This is a genomic window from Bradyrhizobium monzae (assembly GCF_021458635.1).
GTDB lineage: Bacteria > Pseudomonadota > Alphaproteobacteria > Rhizobiales > Xanthobacteraceae > Bradyrhizobium.
This window is the reverse complement of sequence record NZ_JAIRDQ010000005.1, coordinates 273,837-293,848: the sequence shown is the minus strand read 5'-3', so window position 1 is coordinate 293,848 and position 20,012 is coordinate 273,837. Positions and strand designations below refer to the sequence as shown.

Annotated in this window: 16 protein-coding genes; 5 read left to right on the top strand and 11 right to left on the bottom strand. The window is 63.3% G+C overall.

Annotated elements, in window-relative coordinates; all coding sequences use genetic code 11:
- The first annotated feature begins 102 nt into the window (after window positions 1-102).
- The gene (locus tag K3F49_RS20655; RefSeq protein WP_234682784.1) at window positions 103-2,508 is read left to right on the top strand and encodes a hypothetical protein; all 2,406 of its coding nucleotides are present in this window, start codon (window positions 103-105) and stop codon (window positions 2,506-2,508) included.
- Window positions 2,509-2,514: 6 nt separating this feature from the next.
- Here the strand turns inward: K3F49_RS20655 and K3F49_RS20650 are convergent, their stop codons facing one another.
- The 7 genes from K3F49_RS20650 to K3F49_RS20620 form a co-directional block, all read right to left on the bottom strand.
- Window positions 2,515-3,462, bottom strand: a complete 948-nt coding sequence (locus tag K3F49_RS20650) for a phosphatase PAP2 family protein (protein ID WP_234682783.1) — start codon at window positions 3,460-3,462, stop codon at window positions 2,515-2,517.
- A gap of 77 nt (window positions 3,463-3,539) precedes the next feature.
- Window positions 3,540-5,330 (bottom strand): adenylate/guanylate cyclase domain-containing protein, encoded by a 1,791-nt coding sequence (locus tag K3F49_RS20645; RefSeq protein ID WP_234682782.1) that lies wholly within the window; start codon window positions 5,328-5,330, stop codon window positions 3,540-3,542.
- Window positions 5,331-5,620: 290 nt separating this feature from the next.
- A complete protein-coding gene (locus K3F49_RS20640) occupies window positions 5,621-6,340 on the bottom strand; it encodes a haloacid dehalogenase type II (RefSeq protein ID WP_234682781.1) in 720 nt (239 codons plus the stop codon).
- A gap of 71 nt (window positions 6,341-6,411) precedes the next feature.
- On the bottom strand, window positions 6,412-7,413 hold the full coding sequence (glpX, locus tag K3F49_RS20635; protein ID WP_234682780.1) for a class II fructose-bisphosphatase: 1,002 nt from the start codon (window positions 7,411-7,413) through the stop codon (window positions 6,412-6,414).
- Window positions 7,414-7,494: 81 nt separating this feature from the next.
- Window positions 7,495-8,811 (bottom strand): homoserine dehydrogenase, encoded by a 1,317-nt coding sequence (locus K3F49_RS20630; RefSeq protein ID WP_234682779.1) that lies wholly within the window; start codon window positions 8,809-8,811, stop codon window positions 7,495-7,497.
- Between the two features lie 28 nt (window positions 8,812-8,839).
- A complete protein-coding gene (locus tag K3F49_RS20625; RefSeq protein ID WP_234682778.1) occupies window positions 8,840-10,060 on the bottom strand; it encodes an LL-diaminopimelate aminotransferase in 1,221 nt (406 codons plus the stop codon).
- Window positions 10,061-10,303: 243 nt separating this feature from the next.
- Window positions 10,304-10,579, bottom strand: coding sequence for a hypothetical protein (locus K3F49_RS20620; protein ID WP_234682777.1), 276 nt, complete (start codon window positions 10,577-10,579; stop codon window positions 10,304-10,306).
- A 251-nt stretch (window positions 10,580-10,830) separates the two neighbouring features.
- On the opposite strand from K3F49_RS20620, the gene K3F49_RS20615 reads away from it, so the two are divergent.
- The 3 genes from K3F49_RS20615 to K3F49_RS20605 are packed head-to-tail and all read left to right on the top strand — an operon-like array spanning window position 10,831 to window position 13,996.
- On the top strand, window positions 10,831-12,648 hold the full coding sequence (locus K3F49_RS20615) for a PHA/PHB synthase family protein (protein WP_234683012.1): 1,818 nt from the start codon (window positions 10,831-10,833) through the stop codon (window positions 12,646-12,648).
- Window positions 12,649-12,705: 57 nt separating this feature from the next.
- The gene (locus K3F49_RS20610; RefSeq protein ID WP_234682776.1) at window positions 12,706-13,104 is read left to right on the top strand and encodes an MAPEG family protein; all 399 of its coding nucleotides are present in this window, start codon (window positions 12,706-12,708) and stop codon (window positions 13,102-13,104) included.
- 25 nt (window positions 13,105-13,129) lie between these two features.
- Entirely contained in the window at window positions 13,130-13,996 is an 867-nt protein-coding gene (locus K3F49_RS20605) for an ornithine carbamoyltransferase (RefSeq protein WP_234682775.1), read from the top strand.
- A gap of 125 nt (window positions 13,997-14,121) precedes the next feature.
- Here K3F49_RS20605 and K3F49_RS20600 read toward each other — a convergent pair whose 3' ends face one another.
- Window positions 14,122-14,334, bottom strand: coding sequence for a hypothetical protein (locus K3F49_RS20600; protein ID WP_234682774.1), 213 nt, complete (start codon window positions 14,332-14,334; stop codon window positions 14,122-14,124).
- A 186-nt stretch (window positions 14,335-14,520) separates the two neighbouring features.
- Between K3F49_RS20600 and K3F49_RS20595 the strand changes: the two genes are divergently transcribed.
- A complete protein-coding gene (locus K3F49_RS20595; protein WP_234682773.1) occupies window positions 14,521-15,288 on the top strand; it encodes an outer membrane protein in 768 nt (255 codons plus the stop codon).
- A 121-nt stretch (window positions 15,289-15,409) separates the two neighbouring features.
- Here the strand turns inward: K3F49_RS20595 and argC are convergent, their stop codons facing one another.
- From argC to K3F49_RS20580, 3 genes are all read right to left on the bottom strand, one after another.
- Window positions 15,410-16,408 carry an N-acetyl-gamma-glutamyl-phosphate reductase gene (gene argC / locus K3F49_RS20590; RefSeq protein WP_234682772.1) on the bottom strand — a complete coding sequence of 333 codons (999 nt, stop codon included), beginning with the start codon at window positions 16,406-16,408 and terminating at the stop codon, window positions 15,410-15,412.
- The gene (locus tag K3F49_RS20585; protein WP_234682771.1) at window positions 16,405-17,070 is read right to left on the bottom strand and encodes an FMN-binding negative transcriptional regulator; all 666 of its coding nucleotides are present in this window, start codon (window positions 17,068-17,070) and stop codon (window positions 16,405-16,407) included. Before K3F49_RS20585 ends, argC begins: the two co-directional genes overlap by 4 nt.
- Before the next feature lie 257 nt (window positions 17,071-17,327).
- Window positions 17,328-19,982, bottom strand: coding sequence for a DUF3857 domain-containing protein (locus K3F49_RS20580; RefSeq protein WP_234682770.1), 2,655 nt, complete (start codon window positions 19,980-19,982; stop codon window positions 17,328-17,330).
- Window positions 19,983-20,012 lie beyond the last annotated feature (30 nt).

Genomic DNA, 20,012 nt, shown 5'->3' with positions numbered 1-20,012 from the left:
CCAGTCGTGCCGAAGATCGAGACCCCCGTGAGGTGAGCTGTGATCCTTCCGCAAGAACCAGATCTTTTGATTGAGAAGGATGCGAGCGGGAACGTTCGCGAGTTGCGCCATTTGCAGACACCGGCGAAGGACGAGTCCGGCCACTCCGCCAAGCAGGCCGCCCTCGCCTACCTGCAGGATGCTGGTGTGCATCGTCATCTGTTGCCTATCAACGATGACGACTGGCAGCACCTGGAACGTACCATCAACGACGACGGACCGACGAGAGCCGGTGGATTCAGATTTCGATGGGTGGCCCCTCGCGAACTGAAACGGAATTCGACCATCGAGACCTCGATCGTCTGGGTCCAGCAGACGGCTCCACTGGCAGCCTCCGATTTTGTCCCCGATGTCCTGGGCGGCAGCATACGGCTGGTGGTCCATCACCACGGCGCGATCCCACTGATCACCAGCGCGCGATCGACGACGATCGAGAACGCACAATTGTCGATCGCTCCTGAGTTCGTCGAGCGAACATTTCCCGGCAGGCTCCTGGAACCGGCATGGGCAGACTTGCTTCCTCGCGATCTGACCGAGAGCCTTCTGGCTCCGTTGCTTGGCCTTTCCGACGACAAGGCCGGCATCGGAGACGCGCGGCTAGTCGCCTATCGCCTGCGCAAGCGCAGCGCCGTCTATGGCGGCACGCTGGGCATCGCGGTCAGTACAACTGCATTCCTGTCCGTGGCAGGCGAGGAGATCGCGCATCGTGTTCTGCTCGATCCTTTCGAGAACGAACTCTTGCGCAAGGCGCCAATCGCGTCGGCATGCGCCGGATACGCCTTTCTCAGCGATCCCGACAGCAAGACCGGAACTTTCGAGCTGCGTCCCGATAGCGGAGCCGACTTGCTCGATCCCGAGCGCGATCCGGTCGCACTGCTCGACCTTGATCACGCCCCGGGCGGACGCCGCAAGCTCTCCGGTCCGCGCGTTCAGGTGCTGACGCCGGCGGCGCTGGGTGCCGACTACGATCCACCGGTGCAGCGACCGCCTTTCGCGTTCTCGGCGCGCACCAACGCGTTCGCTGCGGTCAGCGCCTATTGTCATTGCGATTCCATGATGCTGCTGGTCGAGCAGTTCGGGTTCATGAACGCCGACTACTTCGCCAAGATCAGGCGGCCTTTGGTCGTCGAGCACAGGGCCAAGATGCTGGCGGGCTCCGGCGCGCGCGACGGCCGCGGCATCAATGCCTATGTGACACCGTTCCGCGCCGATCCGGTCGGGCCGCCCTGGGACGCCCGGATGCTGTTCGGGCTCGCCGATTTCGCCGACACCTGGAGAAATCCGCTCGGACTCGTCGCCGATGTGCGCTTCGTCTGGCACGAATTCTGCCACGTGATGATCCTTGCCGCGACGGGATCGACGGAATTCGATTTCGCCCATAGCGCCGGCGATGCGCTTGCAGCGATCATGGACGATCCCTCCTCCAGGCTGGTCAAGCTCGACGACGACGCATGTCGCGGCGTGACCTTCCCCTTCATTCAACTGCCGCTCCGGCGTCATGATCGCAAGGTCGAGGACGGCTGGGGATGGAACGGAACGCTCTATGAGCGCCCCAATCCCACCTACGGGTTGCGCGATCCGGCCGGATACAATGCGGAGCAGATCCTCTCGAGCACCCTGTTCCGTCTCTATTGCGCGCTGGGCGGGGATGCTCGCCGCACCAACGCGGCAGGTGTTGTCGAGCCGGACGTCGAACGCCGCCGGGCTGCGGCCTATTATTGCGCGTACCTCATCGTGAGCGCGATCGGCTCGCTCGGCTGCGTCCAGACAGAACCGACCAGCGAAGCAAGCCAATTCGCCACAGCGCTCATGGAGGCCGACGTCGGCACCTCAGAAGTCGACGACGACGGAACGCCCCGGCTCGGTGGAATGGTGCACAAGGTCGTGCGCTGGGCGTTCGAACAGCAGGGCCTGTACCAGATCGCATCGAACAGCCCACGCAACGAACCGGGACGCCCGCCGGCGGTCGATGTCTATATCGACGACAGCCGCGCCGGGAGCTACGACTACAGCAACAGCGGCTGGCACGCTCTGCCGGGGGCGGTGTGGGTCCGCCCCAATCCCGATGGCCTCACCGCGGACGCACAACCGACACCCGGGCAGACCAGCTACGTCTATGTCATTCTGCGCAATCGGGGCGATGATGCGGCGATAGACGCATCGGTGGATGTTTTCGCGGCCACCGGTCCTGCCGCCGATATCTGGGAGCCTGCAGCGAACTATTGGCAGAAGCTGCCGGGGAACAACGCGCCACACACCGTCCCAAGCGGGCAATCCTACACGTTCGGCCCGTTCGAGTGGACTCCACAAGTCGGCAGGAATGCGCTGCTGGTCCGCACCACCGTCAAGGGCGACCGCAGCAACATCGACGACGACTCCCCGCTGCGCTGCGCCACCGGCCCGACACCGGTGGAAGATCTCGTCCGCAGCGACAACAACCTCGGTTATCGCGAATGGCAACTTCCGTAGGCGTGGCTACGGCGGGGGAAAGCCCGGGAACGGTTCATTCGTAAGTGGCGCGACCGTATTTGGTGTGACCGATGCGGCCCACTCTGCCACCACAGCATCGAATAGATGACCGGTCTCCGGACATCGGTCCTTGATCAGGTCCACGCAAGCACGGGCAATGACTTTGCCGGCGGCGCTGTCGCTCGGATAGTGCACGCCCGCGCGCTCGCGGTTGAATGCGACCCGGCAGGCAAGCCATTCGAGCTGATCCCTCCAATGCGGCAGCACCTCGGCGAGCAGGTACGACATCAGCCAGCTCTGGAGCGAATGGCCGCTCGGGAACGAGGCATGGGCTGGCGGGCCGAACGCCGGCAGGAGACCGGGACATATGAACGAGGGCCGCGGCCGCTTGTACTTCTTCTTATAGTAGACCGCGACGACCTGACCGATGCGTACGGCAAGGTTCATGAGCACCAGCGTGTAATAGTGAGCGCGGTTGTTGACCCCCAGCATGCTCACCCAGTAGCCGGGCGCATTGTCGTGCTGAAAGATGATCTCGCCCATGTACCGCTCGCGGTCGATCTGCATCAGCTGCTGGAGGTGATGAAGCTCGGCATTGATGAATGTCGTCTGGTTTGCACTGCCCTGCTGCCAGCCCAGCAAATCGGGGGTATGCCCGGCGAGATTGACCTGTTTCCAGCCGGGGCCGCAGTTCTCCATGAACTCGGTGAGGAAGAGCAAGCAGAGCACGTCGGGATCCCAGGGTCCGATCCTGCCCTGCCAGTCCCCCGATGGCAGTGTCTGCGGCGGGAAGCTTGGCGCGCAGTTCGGGCCGAGGTCGAATTGCAGGGTCAAGGGCCGGAAGCTGAGCTCGGCCGGGGTGGCTCCGAAGGCCATCCCCATGCCCATCCCCATACCCATACCCATTCCCATTCCCATGCCCATTCCCATGCCCATTCCCATGCCCATTCCCATGTCATCCTCCAGAGCTTGTTCTGCGGGAACTTGTTTCTTGACGGCTAGCAGACGTCGCGGCGCAATTCGTCTCGCAATTAGCGAGGCAGCCCAGCTTCAATCAATCGTTCGGCAAGCAGAGCGAGACGCTCCGGCTGCTTGATCGGGTACCAGCTGCAATATTTTTCGACCGAGAATGACGGATCGATCCGCATATGAGCGGCGCCCACCTCGCGTGCCCGCTCGAGCGAACCGGCGGCGACAAGGCTTGCCGCAAGCAGTCGCAAATTGGCGACAAATTGAGGAGCCCCCGCCATGACCTTCGTGCCCCAATGCACGGCCTCATCGAAGGTCTCGTTGGTGTAGTGCGCGTTGGTGAGCGCCGATTGATAGAAATAGGCGTACGGATCGAGCGGTGACAACGATATCCCGTACGATGCGCGCGCCACCGCACGAGGCCCGTCACCAAGATAGCAGTATGTCGACGCGCTCAAGGACCAGGCGATTGCGGAATTCGGCGTTCCGCCGATCGCGCGGTCAAAGGCGTCGATGGCGCGGTCATACGCGGCGAAGAGAAAGGAATTGATATGGCCGAAGATGGCCAGCGCCATGGGGTCCGACGGCTCGAATTCGAGCGCGCGCGATGCAAGCCTGAGAGCTTCGCGGGAGTCGGCCTTGAAGTCGGTCGTATGCCCTTCGCCGATGTGCAGGATGTACCACTTTGCCATCAGCGCGTAGGCCACCGCATAATGGGGGTCATGATCGAGCGCACGCTCGAACAAGGTTCGTGCCACCTGCATGTCGTCATAACCAAGACGATAGAGGCGGTACATGCCCTGCAGAACCAGGTCGTAGGCGTTCATGCTCTGCGGAATCTTGCGTTCGGCATGCTTCAGTTCGGAGATGTGGATGTGCGGCAGGAGTGCATATGCGATGTTTGTCGCGATTTTCTCCTGCACGTCGAACAACTGGCTGATCGACGCATCATATTGGTTGGTCCACAGCATCGACTTCGTATCGACATCGATCAACTGCACCCGCATCCGCAACAACTCGCCACTGCGCGTGAGCGTCCCCGTGACGAGATAACGCACGCCCAGGTGATGGCAAACGCTGGCCGCGTCGATGGTGGGGTCGGTGAAACCGATCGTTGACGTGCTGGACACGACGAACAGCTCGCGGATTCCCGCCAATGACGCCACGATGTCGTGGACGATCCCCTGCGCAAGATAGGCATCCGCCGCGTCGAGACCGAGCATCTGCAACGGCAGGACCGCCACGGATGGCTTCAATGCATGAGCCACCGAGATTGCCGGAGGCCGCAGCTCTTGATGCGCGATCTTGAATGCCCGGATGCGCCTCTCGATATTCTTGAGCGTCAGGAACCCAAGCTCGGCGGCCTGATAGCGCAGATGATCCTTCACCTGATCGTGGATGGCTCCCGAAATCACGATCCCGCCCGGTCCCGCGAATTCCTGAAGCCGGGCCGCAATATTGATGCCGTCCCCGTAGATATCGTCGCGCTCGGCGATGATGTCGCCGACATTGGCCGACATCCGCAGCTGCAGCGGGTTGCCTCCGTCCGATGATGATTTCTCCAAATGGAGCTGCGTGCCGAGCGCGAAGCTGATCGCGTCGACCGGGCTCCTGAATTCCAGGAGCAGCCCGTCGCCGGTGCTTTTGATCACCTCGCCGCCGTTCGAGGCGACGCGCGGCTCGATCACGTCCGTTCGCATCGACATCCATCGTCGATGCGTGCCTTCCTCATCGCCTCCCATCAACCGGGAATATCCGACGACATCGATGAAGACAGCGGCAGCAGTACGCCTTTTCGGCCGGCTCTGATCCGAGCCGTTGTCCGGGGACCTGTTGTCGACACTGATCATCATGACAGGCGCAACAACTGCTGGGCAGCCACAGTCATTGTGGCGCCGAGAGATTGTAGCAGACAGGGGCTGCCGGGCAAATGTAAGGCCTGCGCACCGACGGAGCAGCCGCCGGTGATGCCAGTCGCCTCCGCAACCAACGCGTGCGCAACCGAGACATCTCAGTCAGCAAGGGAATGGAAACACTCGCATTTTACCAGATGCGTTCGCATACCCATCGGAATACCGCGAGATGCTTCAGACGGGCTCCCCCGCGACCTGAGAACGCACCGCTGACAGACGGCAATCGCCCCCTAGCACCCAAGCTTGTCGGCGATGCCGCCGAAATCCTTCGCAACGATGTCCCAATTGCCGGTCGCCTCGAAATCGACCTTCTGCAACGGGCCGTACTCGGTCGGCCGCGCGACGAAGGCGGTCTTCAGACCGTACTTCTGCGCGGCGGCGAGATCGCCATTGTGAGCAGCGACCATCATCACCTGCTCCGGCTTGAGGCCAAGCAGCCGGGCGGCACCGAGATAGGTTTCGGGATCTGGCTTGTAGTGCTCGAACAACTCGGCCGACATGACCAGGTCCCAGGGGAGACCTGCGAACTTCGCCATGTTGGTGAGCAGCGCCACGTTGCCGTTCGACAGCGGCGAGATCACGAATTTCGTCTTCAGCCGTGTCAGGCCGGCGACGCTGTCGGGCCAGGGATTGAGACGGTGCCAGCCCTTGGTGAGATGGTCGAGATCGGCCTCGGTAAGGCCCTTGATGGCAAATTTCTCGACCAGCTTTTCGAGGGAACGCCGATGCAGATCATCCAACATGACGTAGCCGCGCGCAGGGTTCTCGCGCACATCCTGCATCGAGGCGACATACATGCCGCGCCAGCCATCGACGAGCGCGGTCCAGTCGGCGCTGATGCCGCGGCCCTTCGCCCACCACATGAAGTCGGTGATCAGGCTGGTGCGCCAGTCGACGACGGTACCGAACACGTCGAAGACGAGGGCTTTGACGGCGGAGAGATCGGACATGTGCGCTTCCCCTGTTGTTCTTGCCGTCATTCCGGGCTCTCGCTTGGCGAGCCCCGGAATGACAGAGCGCGTTAGTCCAGATGGAACTTCGCGAGCTCGCGGTGCTCGGCCTTGATGTAGCGCACGGTGCCGGTGACGGAGCGCATCACGACCGTCTCGGTCTCGATCACGCCGTCCTTGCGGAATTTTACGCCCGACAGCAGTGAACCGGTCGTCACGCCGGTGGCCGCGAACAGGCAGTCGCCGCGCGCCATGTCCTCGATGCCGTAGATCATCTTGGGATCGTTGACCCCCATCTTGGCCGCGCGCTCGCGCTTCTCGTCGGAATCGAGGATCAGACGGCACTGCATCTGGCCGCCGATGCAACGCAGCGCCACCGCGGCGAGCACGCCTTCCGGCGCGCCGCCGGTGCCGAGATACATGTCGACGCCGGTGTTGTCGGGATCGGCGCAGTGGATCACGCCGGCGACGTCGCCGTCGGTGATCAGGCGCACGGCCGCGCCGGTCGAGCGCACGCTCTCGATGATGCTGGCGTGGCGCGGACGGTCGAGCACGAGAACGGTGATGCCGTCCGCCTTGACGCCCTTGGCCTTGGCGAGACGGCGGACGTTTTCGGCCGGCGTCGCGTCGAGCTCGACGACGCCCTTGGCGTAGCCAGGGCCGATCGCGAGCTTCTGCATGTAGACGTCGGGCGCGTGCAGCAGCGTACCGCCGTCGGCCATCGCCATGGTGGCGATCGAGCCCGGCATGTTCTTGGCGCACAGCGTGGTGCCTTCAAGCGGGTCGACCGCGATATCGACTTCCGGGCCGGCGTTCATGCCGACCTTCTCGCCGATGAACAGCATCGGCGCCTCGTCGCGCTCGCCCTCGCCGATCACGATGGTGCCCTGGATGGGCAGCTTGTTGAGTTCGCGGCGCATCGCGTCGACGGCGGCCTGGTCGGCCGGCTTCTCCTGCCCGTGCCCGCGCAGCCGCGCCGACGACACCGCGGCCCGCTCCGTCACGCGCACGATCTCCAGCGTGAGAATGCGCTCGAGCAATGCATGCGGCGGCACTGAAATATGGGTCGACATCGGCTAACTCCTTCGAAACAGTTTTGGACAGGACGCCCTGTCCGCATCAACTCGTAACACCCACAGTTCGTTCGAACCGTGTCAGTTCTTCTCAATCCTGATGACCTGCGGCCGCCCGCTGATCACCTTGTCCTTCTGCACGGCGGCGAGCGCGCGGCGCACGGCGTCCTCGTGCGTGGCATAAGTGATCAGGATGACGGGCACGGGGACCGCTTTGCCGTCGGCCGGAGCCGCGCCGCCATTGGGATGGCGCTGCACAATCGACTCGATCGAAATCTTCTGCTCCGCGAGCCGGGTCGCGATCGCAGCGGCGGTGCCCGGGAAATCGCGTGCCAAGAGGCGGATGTAGTAGCCGCCCTCGTGCCGCTCCATCGGCGCCTTCTTGGTGTCGCGAAGTTGCGCGATCGGCCGACCGAACGGATTGGCACGGATCCCGCGCGCAACATCGGCGATATCGGCGACGACGGCGGATGCGGTCGCGGCACCGCCGGCGCCGGGACCGACCAGCGTGATCGGCGGAATGCCCTCGCCATCGATCGTGACCGCATTGGTGACCCCCATCACCTGCGCGATCGAAGAGGTTTTTGGAACCATGGTCGGATGCACGCGCTGCTCGATGCCCTTGGCAGTGCGAACGGCAACGCCGAGCAGCTTGAGCCGGTAACCGAGATCGTCAGCGGCGCGCAGATCTTCCGGCGCGATGGAGGAGATACCTTCGACATACACCGCGCTTTGAGCAACTTTCGTGCCGAAAGCGAGGCTGGCGAGAATGGCAAGCTTTTGCGCGGTGTCGTGGCCGTCGACGTCAAAGGACGGGTCGGCCTCGGCATAGCCGAGCCGCTGCGCATCCTTGAGGCATTCGGCAAACGACAGGCCCTCCTGCTCCATCCGGGTCAGGATGTAATTGCAGGTGCCGTTGAGGATGCCGTAGACGCGGTTGATGCCGGTTCCCGCAAGACCTTCACGTAGCGTCTTGATGACGGGGATCGCAGCGCCGACCGCTGCCTCGAAATTCAGCGCACCGCCATGCTTTTCGGCGGCTTTTGCCAGTTTGATACCGTGCTTGGCGAGGAGGGCCTTGTTCGCGGTGACGACGGACTTGCCGGCAGTCAGCGCCGCCTCGACTGCCGACAGCGCGGGATCGCCGGCACCGCCCATCAGTTCGACAAAACAATCGATGCCGGGATGGGTGGCGAGCGCCATCGGATCCTTCGCCCAGTCGACGCCGCGCAGATCGATGCTGCGCTTCTTGGCCTTCGAGCGCGCGGTGACGGCGACGACGCGGATGCCGCGGCCACTGCGGCCCGCGAGCACGCGCGCCTGCGTTTCGATCAAACGGACAACTTCGGCGCCCACGGTGCCGAGCCCCGCTATGCCCACTTTCAGGGGTGCAACCATGATGCTTTAGAAAACCTGCAGAAGAGAATTAGCGCCGATTGGCGAGCGGAACGACGTTGTGCAATGTTTCGATGCCGCTTTCAAGGAAGCGGCGCACGCCGCGCGCGGCCTGCCTGATCCGTTGCTCGTTTTCCACCATGGCGATACGGACAAATCCTTCGCCATGCTCGCCGAAGCCGACGCCGGGCGAGACCGCGACGCCGGATTTCTCCACCATCAGGGTCGCGAACTGCATGCTGCCGACGCTGCGGAAGGCTTCGGGCAGCGGCACCCAGGCGAACATCGAAGCCTCCGGCGGCGGGATGTCCCAGCCGGCGCGGCCGAACGATTCCACCAGCGCGTCGCGGCGCTTGCGGTAGGTATCGCGCATTTCCTTGATGCAATCGTCGGGACCGTTCAACGCCGCGGTCGCAGCGACCTGCACCGGCGTGAAGGCGCCGTAGTCGAGATAGGATTTGACGCGGGCGAGCGCCGCGATCACGCGCTCATTGCCGACCGCAAAGCCCATGCGCCAGCCGGCCATCGAATAGGTCTTCGACATCGAGGTGAACTCGACGGTGACGTCGATGGCGCCGGGCACCTGGAGCACCGAGGGCGGCGGGTTGCTCTCGTCGAAATAGACCTCGGCATACGCGAGATCGGACAGGATGAGGATCTCGTGCTTCTTCGCGAACGCCACGAGGTCCTTGTAGAAATCGAGGCTCGCGACATAGGCGGTCGGGTTCGAGGGATAGCAGACGACGAGCGCGAGCGGTTTCGGGATCGAATGCACGATCGCCCGCTCGACAGCTTCGAAGAATTGCGGCGTCGGCTCCGACGGCACCGAGCGGATCACACCGCCCGCCATCAAAAAGCCGAAGGCGTGAATCGGATAGCTCGGGTTCGGGCAGAGGATCACGTCGCCGGGCGCTGTGATCGCCTGGGCCACGTTGGCAAAGCCCTCCTTCGAGCCCAGCGTCGCCACCACCTGGGTATCGGGGTTGAGCTTCACGCCGAAGCGACGCTCGTAATAGGCCGCCTGGGCCCGGCGCAGGCCGGGGATGCCGCGGGAGGCCGAGTAGCGGTCGGTGCGCGGTTTGCCCAGCGTCTCCTTGAGCTTCTCCAGCACATGCGGTGGCGCCGGCAAATCCGGGTTGCCCATGCCGAGATCGATGATGTCGGCGCCGGCATTCCGCGCGGCCGCCTTGGCCCGGTTGACCTGCTCGAACACGTAAGGCGGAAGGCGGCGGATGCGGTAAAATTCGTCCATGGCTCTCTGGGCTCCGGGCAACCGGTCAGGACAGAATCGACGGGCGATGACCACCCTTCAAGGAGATCTCGCCCCGCGCACAAAATTCACTCAAAATCAAATACTTGGAGTGACTTTCGACAACGAGGGCTGAACTCCTTCGCCCTGACTCTCGGCTGAATTGAAGTCTTTTTAGCACGGAGTGGCGGGGGCGCCAGCGATACCTTGCGCCCCGCGATGGCCGTCCCGGCCCAATTGGCGTCGTTACTTGGCGTCCTTGGCGGCGACAGCCTGGCGGTCGCGGGCGGCGGCAAGCTCGGCCTCGATCTTGGCGCGCTGGTCGGGCGGAATGATCGCCTGATCGCGATCCGGCGGCAGGTCGTGTACCGGCAGATAGGCACCGGGCTCCCTCGGATGCGACGGCGTGTCAGCGGCCGACATGTCCGCGAGCTGGCTCGAACAGCCGCCCAGCGCGAGCGCCGCCATCAGCAGCACGCCGCCGGCAAGCCGCGACTTTTGCAGGTCCCACAACGCAAACACCTGGGAATTCCCCTACTCGTCCCATGCGAGGCTGCGGGAGCTTAACCCAACAACCTGCCCAAGCTCAAACCATTGCTGCCCACAAATGGTACGAGCGAGAAATCATCCAAGGCCCACATCTGAAGAGGTGCACTGCGATTGTGACAAAAGCAAGAAGCCTTCTCGCAGTGCAGCACATCTTCGCGCGTGTTTAACGCGAAACCAGCGAGCTTCGCGGTGACGAATACGGAATGAATCGTTACTGTCGCGTCATGAGTAGCGCCACGACCGACACGCCCAAATCCGGGACAAAATTTGAAACGAAGTTCGATGCGGAAGCCTTCGCGATGAATGTCGCGCGGGCGATGGAGAGCGGCGGCAAGGCGCTCGCCGCGTATCTGAAGCCGCGCGAAACCGGCGAGGTGCAGGACCGCCCGCCGGCCGAGCTCGCCGAAGTCGTCAAGACCTTCACGTCGGTCGCCGAATACTGGCTGTCGGACCAATCGCGTGCGTCCGACCTCCAGACCAAGCTCGCCAAGGACTATCTCGATCTCTGGGGCTCGGCGGCCCGGCGGATGGCCGGCCAGGAGGTCCAGCCCGCGATCGCGCCCTCGCCGCGCGACAAGCGCTTTGCCGACCCGGAATGGAAGTCGAACCAGTTCTTCGATTTCATGATGCAACTCTATCTGCTCACGACCAAATGGGCGCAGGAGCTGGTGCAGGATGCCGAGCTCGATCCGCAGACCCGGCGCAAGGCCGAGTTCTATATGCAGCAGCTCACCAACGCGATCTCGCCGTCGAATTTCGTGCTGACCAATCCGGAAGTGCTGCGCGAGACGCTTGCAAGCAGCGGCGAGAACCTCGCGCGCGGCCTGACGATGCTGGCGGAGGACATCGCCGCCGGCAAGGGCATGCTGAAGATCCGCCAGTCCAACCCGGACAATCTCGTGGTCGGGGTCAACATGGCGACGACGCCGGGCAAGGTGATCTACCAGAACGAGATGATGCAGCTGATCCAATATTCTCCGACCACGGAGAAGGTGCTGCGCACGCCGCTGCTGATCGTGCCGCCATGGATCAACAAGTTCTACATTCTCGATCTCAAGCCGGAGAAATCCTACATCAAGTGGTGCGTCGACCAGGGCATCACCGTGTTCGTGATCTCATGGGTCAATCCCGACAAGCGGCTCGGTGCCAAGAGCTGGGAAGACTACATGAAGGAAGGGCCGCTCACGGCAATGGACGTGATCGAGCGGGTCACCGGCGAGATGAAGGTCCACGCCGCCGGCTATTGCGTCGGCGGCACCATGCTCGCCACCACGCTGGCCTGGCTCGCCGAGAAACGGCGCCAGCGCGTGACCTCGGCGACCTTCTTTGCCGCCCAGGTCGATTTCACCCATGCCGGCGATCTCCTGGTGTTCGTCGACGAAGACCAGATCGCAGCGCTCGAGCAGGACATGAAGGCGTCCGGGGTGCTCGAAGGCTCCAAGATGGCGATGGCCTTCAACATGCTGCGCTCCAACGACCTGATCTGGTCCTATGTGGTCAGCAACTATCTCAAAGGCCAGCAGCCGAGCGCGTTCGACCTGCTGCACTGGAATTCCGACGCGACGCGGATGACCCAGGCGAACCATTCCTATTATTTGCGCAACTGCTACCTGGAGAACCGCCTCTCGACCGGCACCATGGTGCTCGACAACACGCTGCTCGACCTCTCGAAAGTCATGGTGCCCGTCTACAACCTCGCCACGCGCGAAGACCACATCGCACCGGCGGAATCGGTGCTGTACGGCTCGCAGTTCTTCGGCGGGCCCGTGAAATACGTGCTGTCCGGCTCCGGCCACATCGCCGGCGTGGTCAATCCGCCGGCCTCGAACAAGTATCAGTACTGGACCAACGATATCATCAAGGACGTCAACGTCGCCGAGTGGATGAAGGGCGCGGTGGAGCACAAGGGCTCGTGGTGGCCGGACTGGCGCGAATGGCTGGGCGGGCTCGATCCGGAGGAAGTGCCTGCGCGCGGCGTCGGGACCGGGGCGTTGCCGCCGATCGAGGACGCCCCGGGCAGCTATGTCAGGGTTCGCGCATAGCGCAATGGCGCGCGCTTTCGTATAAGCTCACGACATCGATTTGGAGGGGACCGGGTTATGACGCGTGAATTGTTCTGGCTGACGTGCACGGTGATCCTGACCGGGATCCTCTGGATTCCCTACACCATTAACCGCTGCCAGATTCGCGGGCTCGGTGGCGCGATGGCCAATCCCTCGCGCGGCGACAAGCCGCAGTCGGAGTGGGCGAACCGCCTGATGTTCGCGCACGACAATGCGGTCGAGAACCTCGTGCTGTTCGCCCCGCTGGTGCTGATCCTGAACGCAATCGATTATTCCTCGAAATGGACGGTGCTCGCCTGCGTGGTCTATTTCTGGTCGCGCGTCGCGCACCTGATCGTCTATGCCCTCGGCGTCCCGGTGTTCCGGACGCTGGCCTTCACGGTCGGCTTCCTCGCGCAGGCCGTGCTGGCGCTGGCGATCTTCAAGGTGTTCTGACCGCGCGTCCCCGGGATGCACGGCGATGCCTAGCGAATCCAGCCGGGATTTCGTTCAGCTCCACGATCTCGGCGCGGACACGATCCTGTCGATCATCGATCGCGCGCAGATCCTCGCGGCAGCGTGGCTCGACCGCGCCATGCCCCAAAGTCTCTCCGGCAAGCGCGTCGCGCTCATCGTCGACGATGGCGGGTGGAGAAACACGACCGCCTTCGATCTCGGCGTCCAGGCGATGGGTGGCATCTGCGTCCGTTCGCCCGTCAGGCTGAATGCCGCCGAGACAACGGCCGATCTGGCGCAATATCTCGACAATTGGTTTGACATCACGGTCGTGCGCACGCGTGAACTGTCAGCCCTGCGAGAGTTGGCGGCGAGCGCCCGCGCGCCGGTCGTCAATGCCAGAACGCGATCGAACCATCCTTGCGAAACGCTCGGCGATCTCGCCTATGTCAGGAGCAGGAGAGCCACGCTCGACGGCCTCAAGGTTGCCGGTGTTGCCCCCGACGCCAACATCCTGCGCTCCTGGGTTGAGGCCTCCATTGCCCTGCCGATCAAGGTGACCCAAGTTTACCCCGCGGATTGGCATGTCCGAGACATCGCAAGCCCACGATTTGAGACCAGCCCAGATCTCGACGCATTGTACGAGGCGGATGTGATCATCACGGATTGCTGGCCTGAAGCCGCACGCGCGGATCAGCTGCGCGACTATCAGCTATCGGCATCGCTGCTCGACAGATGCCGTCCCGACGTCATTTTCCTGCCCTGCCCGCCGGTGACCCGAGGCCAGGAGGTCAGCGCTGACGCGATATCGCATCGCGCCTGCCAGAGCCCGGCGGCCAAGGCCTACCTGCTGCACGCACAAAACGCGCTGCTGGAATGGATCGCCGCCTGATTGGCGCCGGGCGACGGGCGACGGTCGCGATCGCGCTGACGATCAGCCGGCCGGCTTGCGAACGAGGCGATTGAGCATGTTCGCCGGCGTCTGGTCGAAACTCTGGATCACGGACGTCTCCGACGTCAGTGTGATCCAGCGACCCGCGCTGGCGTAGGTCGCTTCAAGGCGGCCGGCATCACCGCGGCATGATTGCCGGCGCCGCAACCGAGTTCGAGGATCGCGCCGCCGGGCGGCAGCAAAGCGTGGACGCCCTTAAGCCGCGTGGACGGCGCCTTGGCCCAGTCAGCATAGGACTGGGCGTTCTGCCGACAGAAATGCAGCGTGCTCTCATCCACGGCGTCACTCGCTCCGGAAGGCTGCGGCACGCCTCCCTACCCTGCCGGCCGCCCGCCACCAACCGTAGCTGTTGCCGAAAAATAACACTGCGGCAAAAACCAACCGCCGCAACATTTTACCAGTACAGGTTGTCGCTCATCCACACCTATATTCAAGCATCGCAATTGCATCGATTCGAGGCAGACATGAATTTGAAGGTTGTATCCGCGCTCGGCGCGCTTTCGCTGGCAACCGTCGCGACCCAGGCCAACGCGGCGGATCTTGCTGCCCGCCCCTACACCAAGGCTCCGCCGATGATCGCGGCGGTCTATGATTGGAGCGGCTTCTACATCGGCGCCAACGGCGGCTATGGCACGTCGCGGAATTGCTGGGACGGCACTGTCGGTTTCCCGGCCGGCATCGCCGAAGGCTGCCATGATGCGACCGGCGCCGTCGCCGGCGGCCAGATCGGCTATCGCTGGCAGAGCAGCGCCTTCGTGTTCGGCCTTGAGGCTCAGGGCGACTGGGCCGACCTCTCGGGCCGGAATGCCAGCACGGTGTTCGGCGTCGCGAACCGCACCCACATCGACGCCTTCGGGCTGTTTACCGGCCAGCTTGGCTATGCCTGGAACAATGCGCTGCTCTATGTGAAGGGCGGCGCCGCGGTGACCAGCAACCAATACCGCGGGATCGGCACGGGCGGTCTGGCCGGAGCCGAGTTCGATACTGCCAACGAGACCCGCTGGGGCGGCGCAATCGGCGTCGGCTTCGAATACGGCTTTGCCCAAAACTGGTCGGTCGGCCTCGAATACGACCACCTGTTCATGGGTCACCACGACGTCACGCTCACGTCGAACGGCGCACTTGCGGCGGTCGGTACATTCTCGCGCACCGACCGTATCGGCCAGGACGTCGACCTGATCACCGCCCGCGTCAACTACCGGTTCGGTGGCCCGGTCGTCGCGAAGTACTGAAGTCTCGTGTCCCGGACTCGCGAAGCGTGAGCCGGGGCCAGAAAGATAAGTAAGCATGGGCCCCGGCTCTGCAGCGCATCACTGAAGAAGTGCTGCGCTGCGTCCGGGGCTCGAGCCTGTTCTACTCTTCCGGCAGGCCCAGCATCAGCCGCATGTTCTGCACGGCTGCGCCTGACGCACCCTTGCCGAGATTGTCCAGCCGCGCGACCAGCACCGCCTGATGGTACTTGTCGCTGGCGAAGACGTAGAGCTCGAGCATGTTGGTCTCGTTGAGCGCTTCCGGCTCGAGCCGGCCGCCCTTTGACGCTTCATTCTGCAACGGCATCGCCGAGACGTATTTTGAACCCGCGTAGCGCTTGGCGAGCGCCGCCTGCAAATCCGCACCGCTCGGCTTGCCCGGCAGCGTGTCGAGCTGGAGCGGGATCGAGACCAGCATGCCCTGCCGGTAATTGCCGACCGAAGGAATGAAGATCGGCCGCCGCGTCAGGTTCGAATAGAGCTGCAGCTCCGGCAGATGCTTGTGCTCGAAACCGAGGCCATAGAGCTCGAAGGACGGCGCGCTGCCGTCTTCAAAGCTCGCGATCATCGACTTGCCGCCGCCGGAATAGCCGCTCACCGCGTTGACGCTGATGGGATGGTCTGATGGCAACAGGCCGGCATCGACGATCGGCCGCAGCAGCGCGATGCCGCCGGTCGGATAGCAGCCGGGATTGGAGACCTTCTTCGCGGCCTTGATCTTGCCGGCCTGGTCCGGTGCCAGTTCCGGAAAACCATAGGCCCAGTCCGGCGCGACCCGGTACGCGGTCGAGGCGTCCAGCACCTTCGGCCCCGCTGCGCCCATGCTGTCGATCAGCGCAACCGTCTCCTTGGCGGCATCATCAGGCAGGCAGAGGATGACGAGATCCACCTCCTCCATCAGCGCCTTCTTGGCCGCGGGATCCTTGCGCTTGTCGTCGGCGATTGTCTTCACCACGACGTCGTTCTGGAGCTTGAGCCGCTCGTTGATGCCGAGCCCGGTGGTGCCGGAGCCGCCGTCGACGAAGACGGTGGCGGGCTTGCTGGCCGCGCTGGTGGTCCGAGCTTTGTGGGTATCAACGAGGCTGGTTTCAGAGAGGCTCATGGCACGCTCCTTTCGAGCTTGTTCGTGTCGTGTTCGAAAACTTGCGGCCTTGCCTGCCGCATCAACTGTGAAATCTGTTTTGCGTCGGCATCGCCCTCGCCGAGCGCAGTCGCGATCGCCGCATAGTCGGCGTCCGATTTGTGCTGGTTGAGCTTGAAGCTGCCTTCGACCTCTTCAACCGTCATGACCAGACCCACGATCGCCTTCTTCAACGTCTCGAACCGGCCTGCCGTCATCTTCGCCGAATTCCACGGCGTCTTCGGCAACAGCCAGCTCTCGAACTTGTCGCTGAGCGTGTCGATCTGCACCGCCAGCTCGTCGTCCGACAACGGCCGCACCGGGCCGCTCAGATGCACCGACTGGTAGAGCCAGGTCGGCACCTGATCCGGCGAGACGTACCAGTCGGGCGATACATAGGCATCGGGGCCGTTGATCGCGAGCAGCCAGGAGGTCGCGCCGTCCGCAAGCTTTACCAGTGGATTGTGACGGGCGACATGAAAGGCGGCCTGCGGTGTGCCGTCCGCGGCGTAGGTCAGATAGAACGGCAGCGGCGACGCGACCGGCTTATGGCCGTCGAAGGCGCACATGGTGCCGAAACCGCGGTCGCCTGCGAATTTCAGGCTCGCGGCGCGGTCCGGCTTGAAAAAGGGTGGCGTGTACATCGTGGTCTCCTGCTGGGCCTCCTCGGGGGCCGCCGGATCAGATCGCGCTGACAGGAGAGAGAATGCCGCGGATCGGATCCAGCGGCAAAGACGATGATCTCAAACGCGATCGACCGCCCAAACCGCTAAAGAGCGGCGGCGACGACGGGCGAACAGGATGGTCGCGGCGTTGATCATGGCGCGCGGCTATAAGGCCAAATCGGCCCGGCGTCAAGGATTTGGAACCATCATTCCACGCCGCCGCAGCCTTGCCGTCACTACCATCTGGCGAGCCCGAGATGACTGAAGAGTGTCCCCCAGAAGGAACCTCCGCGCGTCAGCTCATACAGATGAGCGCCTGCTTGCTCGTTTCCACGAGCCGAGGCCTTGCTGTACCAATTGATCGCCTGCTGGGTATCCTTCGGCACACCCGTACCACTCTCATAGGCCCACCCCAAATTGTATTGGGCCCAGCCGTCGTTCTGATCGGCGGCCTTGCGCAGCAGGGAAATGCCTTTGGCGAGGTCCTGCGGCACGCCTTCGCCTTTGATGTGCAACAGGCCGAGACCCGTCTGCGCGTATGTCGAGCCCTGCTCAGCCGCCCTCGAAAACAGATCGAAAGCGAGGGCAAAGTCCTGGGGAACACCTCGTCCGTCCCTGTACATGGCGGCGAGCCGGGTCTGGCTGTAGGCATTGCCCTGATCCGCTGCCTTGCCATACCAGTCGGCCGCCTGCTTTTCGTCGCGAGCCGTCCCCGTGCTCGTCTCGTAGAGATAGGCAAGTTGCTCCTGACTATAGGCATTGCCCTGTTCGGCGGAGAGACGAAACCACTTGATCGCCTCCGCGCGATCGCGCTTCGTCCCATTTCCGTCGCGATACATCGCGCCCAAATAGGACTGTGCGCGTGCATTGCCGATTTCGGCCAGCGGCTTCAGCCGCTCCATCGCGCGTTGGAAATCGTGAGCAAGATATGCGTTCGCACCATCGGTGAAGTCTGCACTGACCTCGACGACCGAGGCTGCTCCCTTCGGGGTCAGACCGATCAGCCCGTACTTGAACTCGTCGAGCTTATCGAACCCCTTCTCGATAGCCGGACCAAACTCCGCCGGGCAGACCGGTGCGTCGAGCGTAAGGCGAAGAAGCGCATTGGAGCGGATGGTTCGGCCATCGACAGCGATGGTGCCGTTCACCTCGATCCGGCCGTGGACCTCAGCGTTGCCCGTCCTGCCTTCGAACGTCGCCGAATAGGCGATCGGTGCCGGCTTCTCGTAAAAGAAGGTGTTTTCGGGAACCGTGAGTGAAGCGACCTCGCGGTAATCCATCGGTCGGCAGACAAAAGGCCGCCCATTCGTCTGGCGCGCAACCAACCGCAGGAAAGACTGTCTTGGATCGGTCAGAGGCAACATCCTGACGCGCGTGGGCCGGTCGAGATCGACCGGTTTGCTGATCTGGAACGTCGATGTGATCGCATAGTCGTCTGTCAGCTCGCGCGAATTCGGATAGGTGTAATCGCCGGTGCCGGTCAGACCGGCCTGCTCGATCAGCTTCCTGGCGGCCATGCGCCGGTCTTGACCATCCAGTCCCTGTGCGAGCGTGCGCCCCAGCTGCGCGCCGACGCCGGTGCCAGACAGGATCGAGCGGACTTCGCGTTTCCCATCATTGCCGAGGACGTAGTCCGTTTCCGCAGCCATCCGGAAGCGATCCGGACCAGCCATGGGGATACGGCCCAGAGTGCCCTTGTCGATGTTGAGAACCGGCTTCCGCGCAAGGTCCGGCGGCAGGGAGCCGAATGCGAACAGCGAAGCGGTCGGATCGAGATATTGGTCGATTTCCGGAACATAGGCGATCGCGTGGTCGAAGTTCGGCGTGGCGACTTCAGTAAGCGTGTATCTTGCGTCCGAGTTCACCGCGACAAAATTGGCTTCTATGCCCTGGGCGGCAAGCAACGCCTTGAACAGCGTCACATGCGCCTTGCAATCGCCGTAACGCGACGCAAGCACTGCCGAGGCAGGCTGCGATGTCCAGCCGCCGTCCTCAAGTCCGATCCCGACATAGCGGATGTTTCGAGCCACCCAATTGTAGAGGCGTTCGACCTTCGCGCGCGTGCCGACGGCGTCGCCCGCAATCTCCTGGGACAGTCGCGTCAACCTCTCGTCCGGTCGCGCCATCGGTGCGTTGCGTGCGTTCAGCATCGCCGCGAAAGCGGGATAGTCGGCAAATGTGCTCATTTCGAAACGCTCGGCATAGGCGAGAGTCTCGTCGTCGATCTGGTGGGGTCTGGGCACGTCGTGCTTGAAGCGCACGCGATGGACGATCCGATCGTTCACCCTCTCTTCACGGTGTTCGACATTGCGCAACGCGACCCGCAGTGGCCTGGATGCCGGTCCGTCAACGGTCACTTCGAGCACTTCGGGCGGCTGGCTCGCCGGCTCGCTCCAGAAGCGAGCAAACTCACCTGGAAATCTCGGCTGCTTCGCCTTGTAGACCAGACGCCCGCGGATGCTGTCGCCGGGAGCAACATGGGGATAGGCGATGATCCTGTTGCGAACCTCGTCGAAGTAGGGCGAGGAGGTATCTGTCGACGCCGGTTGATCGCGGATGGCGCGCTCATCGACCTCGATCACGGTGCCATCGGCCTTGAGAGTGGCAAGCGCCATCGACGACAAATCGTCAAAATAGCTGTTGTACTGAAAACTCTGCTGCGCGATCGCCTCGGCGCCCTTATCGTCGAGCGCCTTGATTTCGAACTCGAGGACCTCCGTACCCAGCCCCTTCTCGTCGAATGTCACGGCGTAGCGCGCCACCGTTCGCCGCCAGCCCGGATCGACCCAGCCGGGCCGATCAGCGCCGGATGATTCAGCGGCACACGATTTCGACCATGGCGACGCGAGGAGCAACGCCACCAGGAAAGCTGAACAAACGCGTACGATCATATGCTGAGCGCTCGGCTGTTATGTCGGCGC

Coding starts and splice junctions, on each gene's coding strand:
- K3F49_RS20610 (WP_234682776.1), top strand. CDS start 12,706: ATGACGCGTGAATTGTTCTGGCTGACGTGCACGGTGATCCTGACCGGG.
- K3F49_RS20630 (WP_234682779.1), bottom strand. CDS start 8,811: ATGGTTGCACCCCTGAAAGTGGGCATAGCGGGGCTCGGCACCGTGGGC.
- K3F49_RS20585 (WP_234682771.1), bottom strand. CDS start 17,070: ATGTACACGCCACCCTTTTTCAAGCCGGACCGCGCCGCGAGCCTGAAA.
- glpX (WP_234682780.1), bottom strand. CDS start 7,413: ATGTCGACCCATATTTCAGTGCCGCCGCATGCATTGCTCGAGCGCATT.
- K3F49_RS20615 (WP_234683012.1), top strand. CDS start 10,831: ATGAGTAGCGCCACGACCGACACGCCCAAATCCGGGACAAAATTTGAA.
- K3F49_RS20645 (WP_234682782.1), bottom strand. CDS start 5,330: ATGATGATCAGTGTCGACAACAGGTCCCCGGACAACGGCTCGGATCAG.
- argC (WP_234682772.1), bottom strand. CDS start 16,408: ATGAGCCTCTCTGAAACCAGCCTCGTTGATACCCACAAAGCTCGGACC.
- K3F49_RS20625 (WP_234682778.1), bottom strand. CDS start 10,060: ATGGACGAATTTTACCGCATCCGCCGCCTTCCGCCTTACGTGTTCGAG.
- K3F49_RS20580 (WP_234682770.1), bottom strand. CDS start 19,982: ATGATCGTACGCGTTTGTTCAGCTTTCCTGGTGGCGTTGCTCCTCGCG.
- K3F49_RS20650 (WP_234682783.1), bottom strand. CDS start 3,462: ATGGGAATGGGCATGGGAATGGGCATGGGAATGGGCATGGGAATGGGA.
- K3F49_RS20605 (WP_234682775.1), top strand. CDS start 13,130: ATGCCTAGCGAATCCAGCCGGGATTTCGTTCAGCTCCACGATCTCGGC.
- K3F49_RS20640 (WP_234682781.1), bottom strand. CDS start 6,340: ATGTCCGATCTCTCCGCCGTCAAAGCCCTCGTCTTCGACGTGTTCGGT.
- K3F49_RS20595 (WP_234682773.1), top strand. CDS start 14,521: ATGAATTTGAAGGTTGTATCCGCGCTCGGCGCGCTTTCGCTGGCAACC.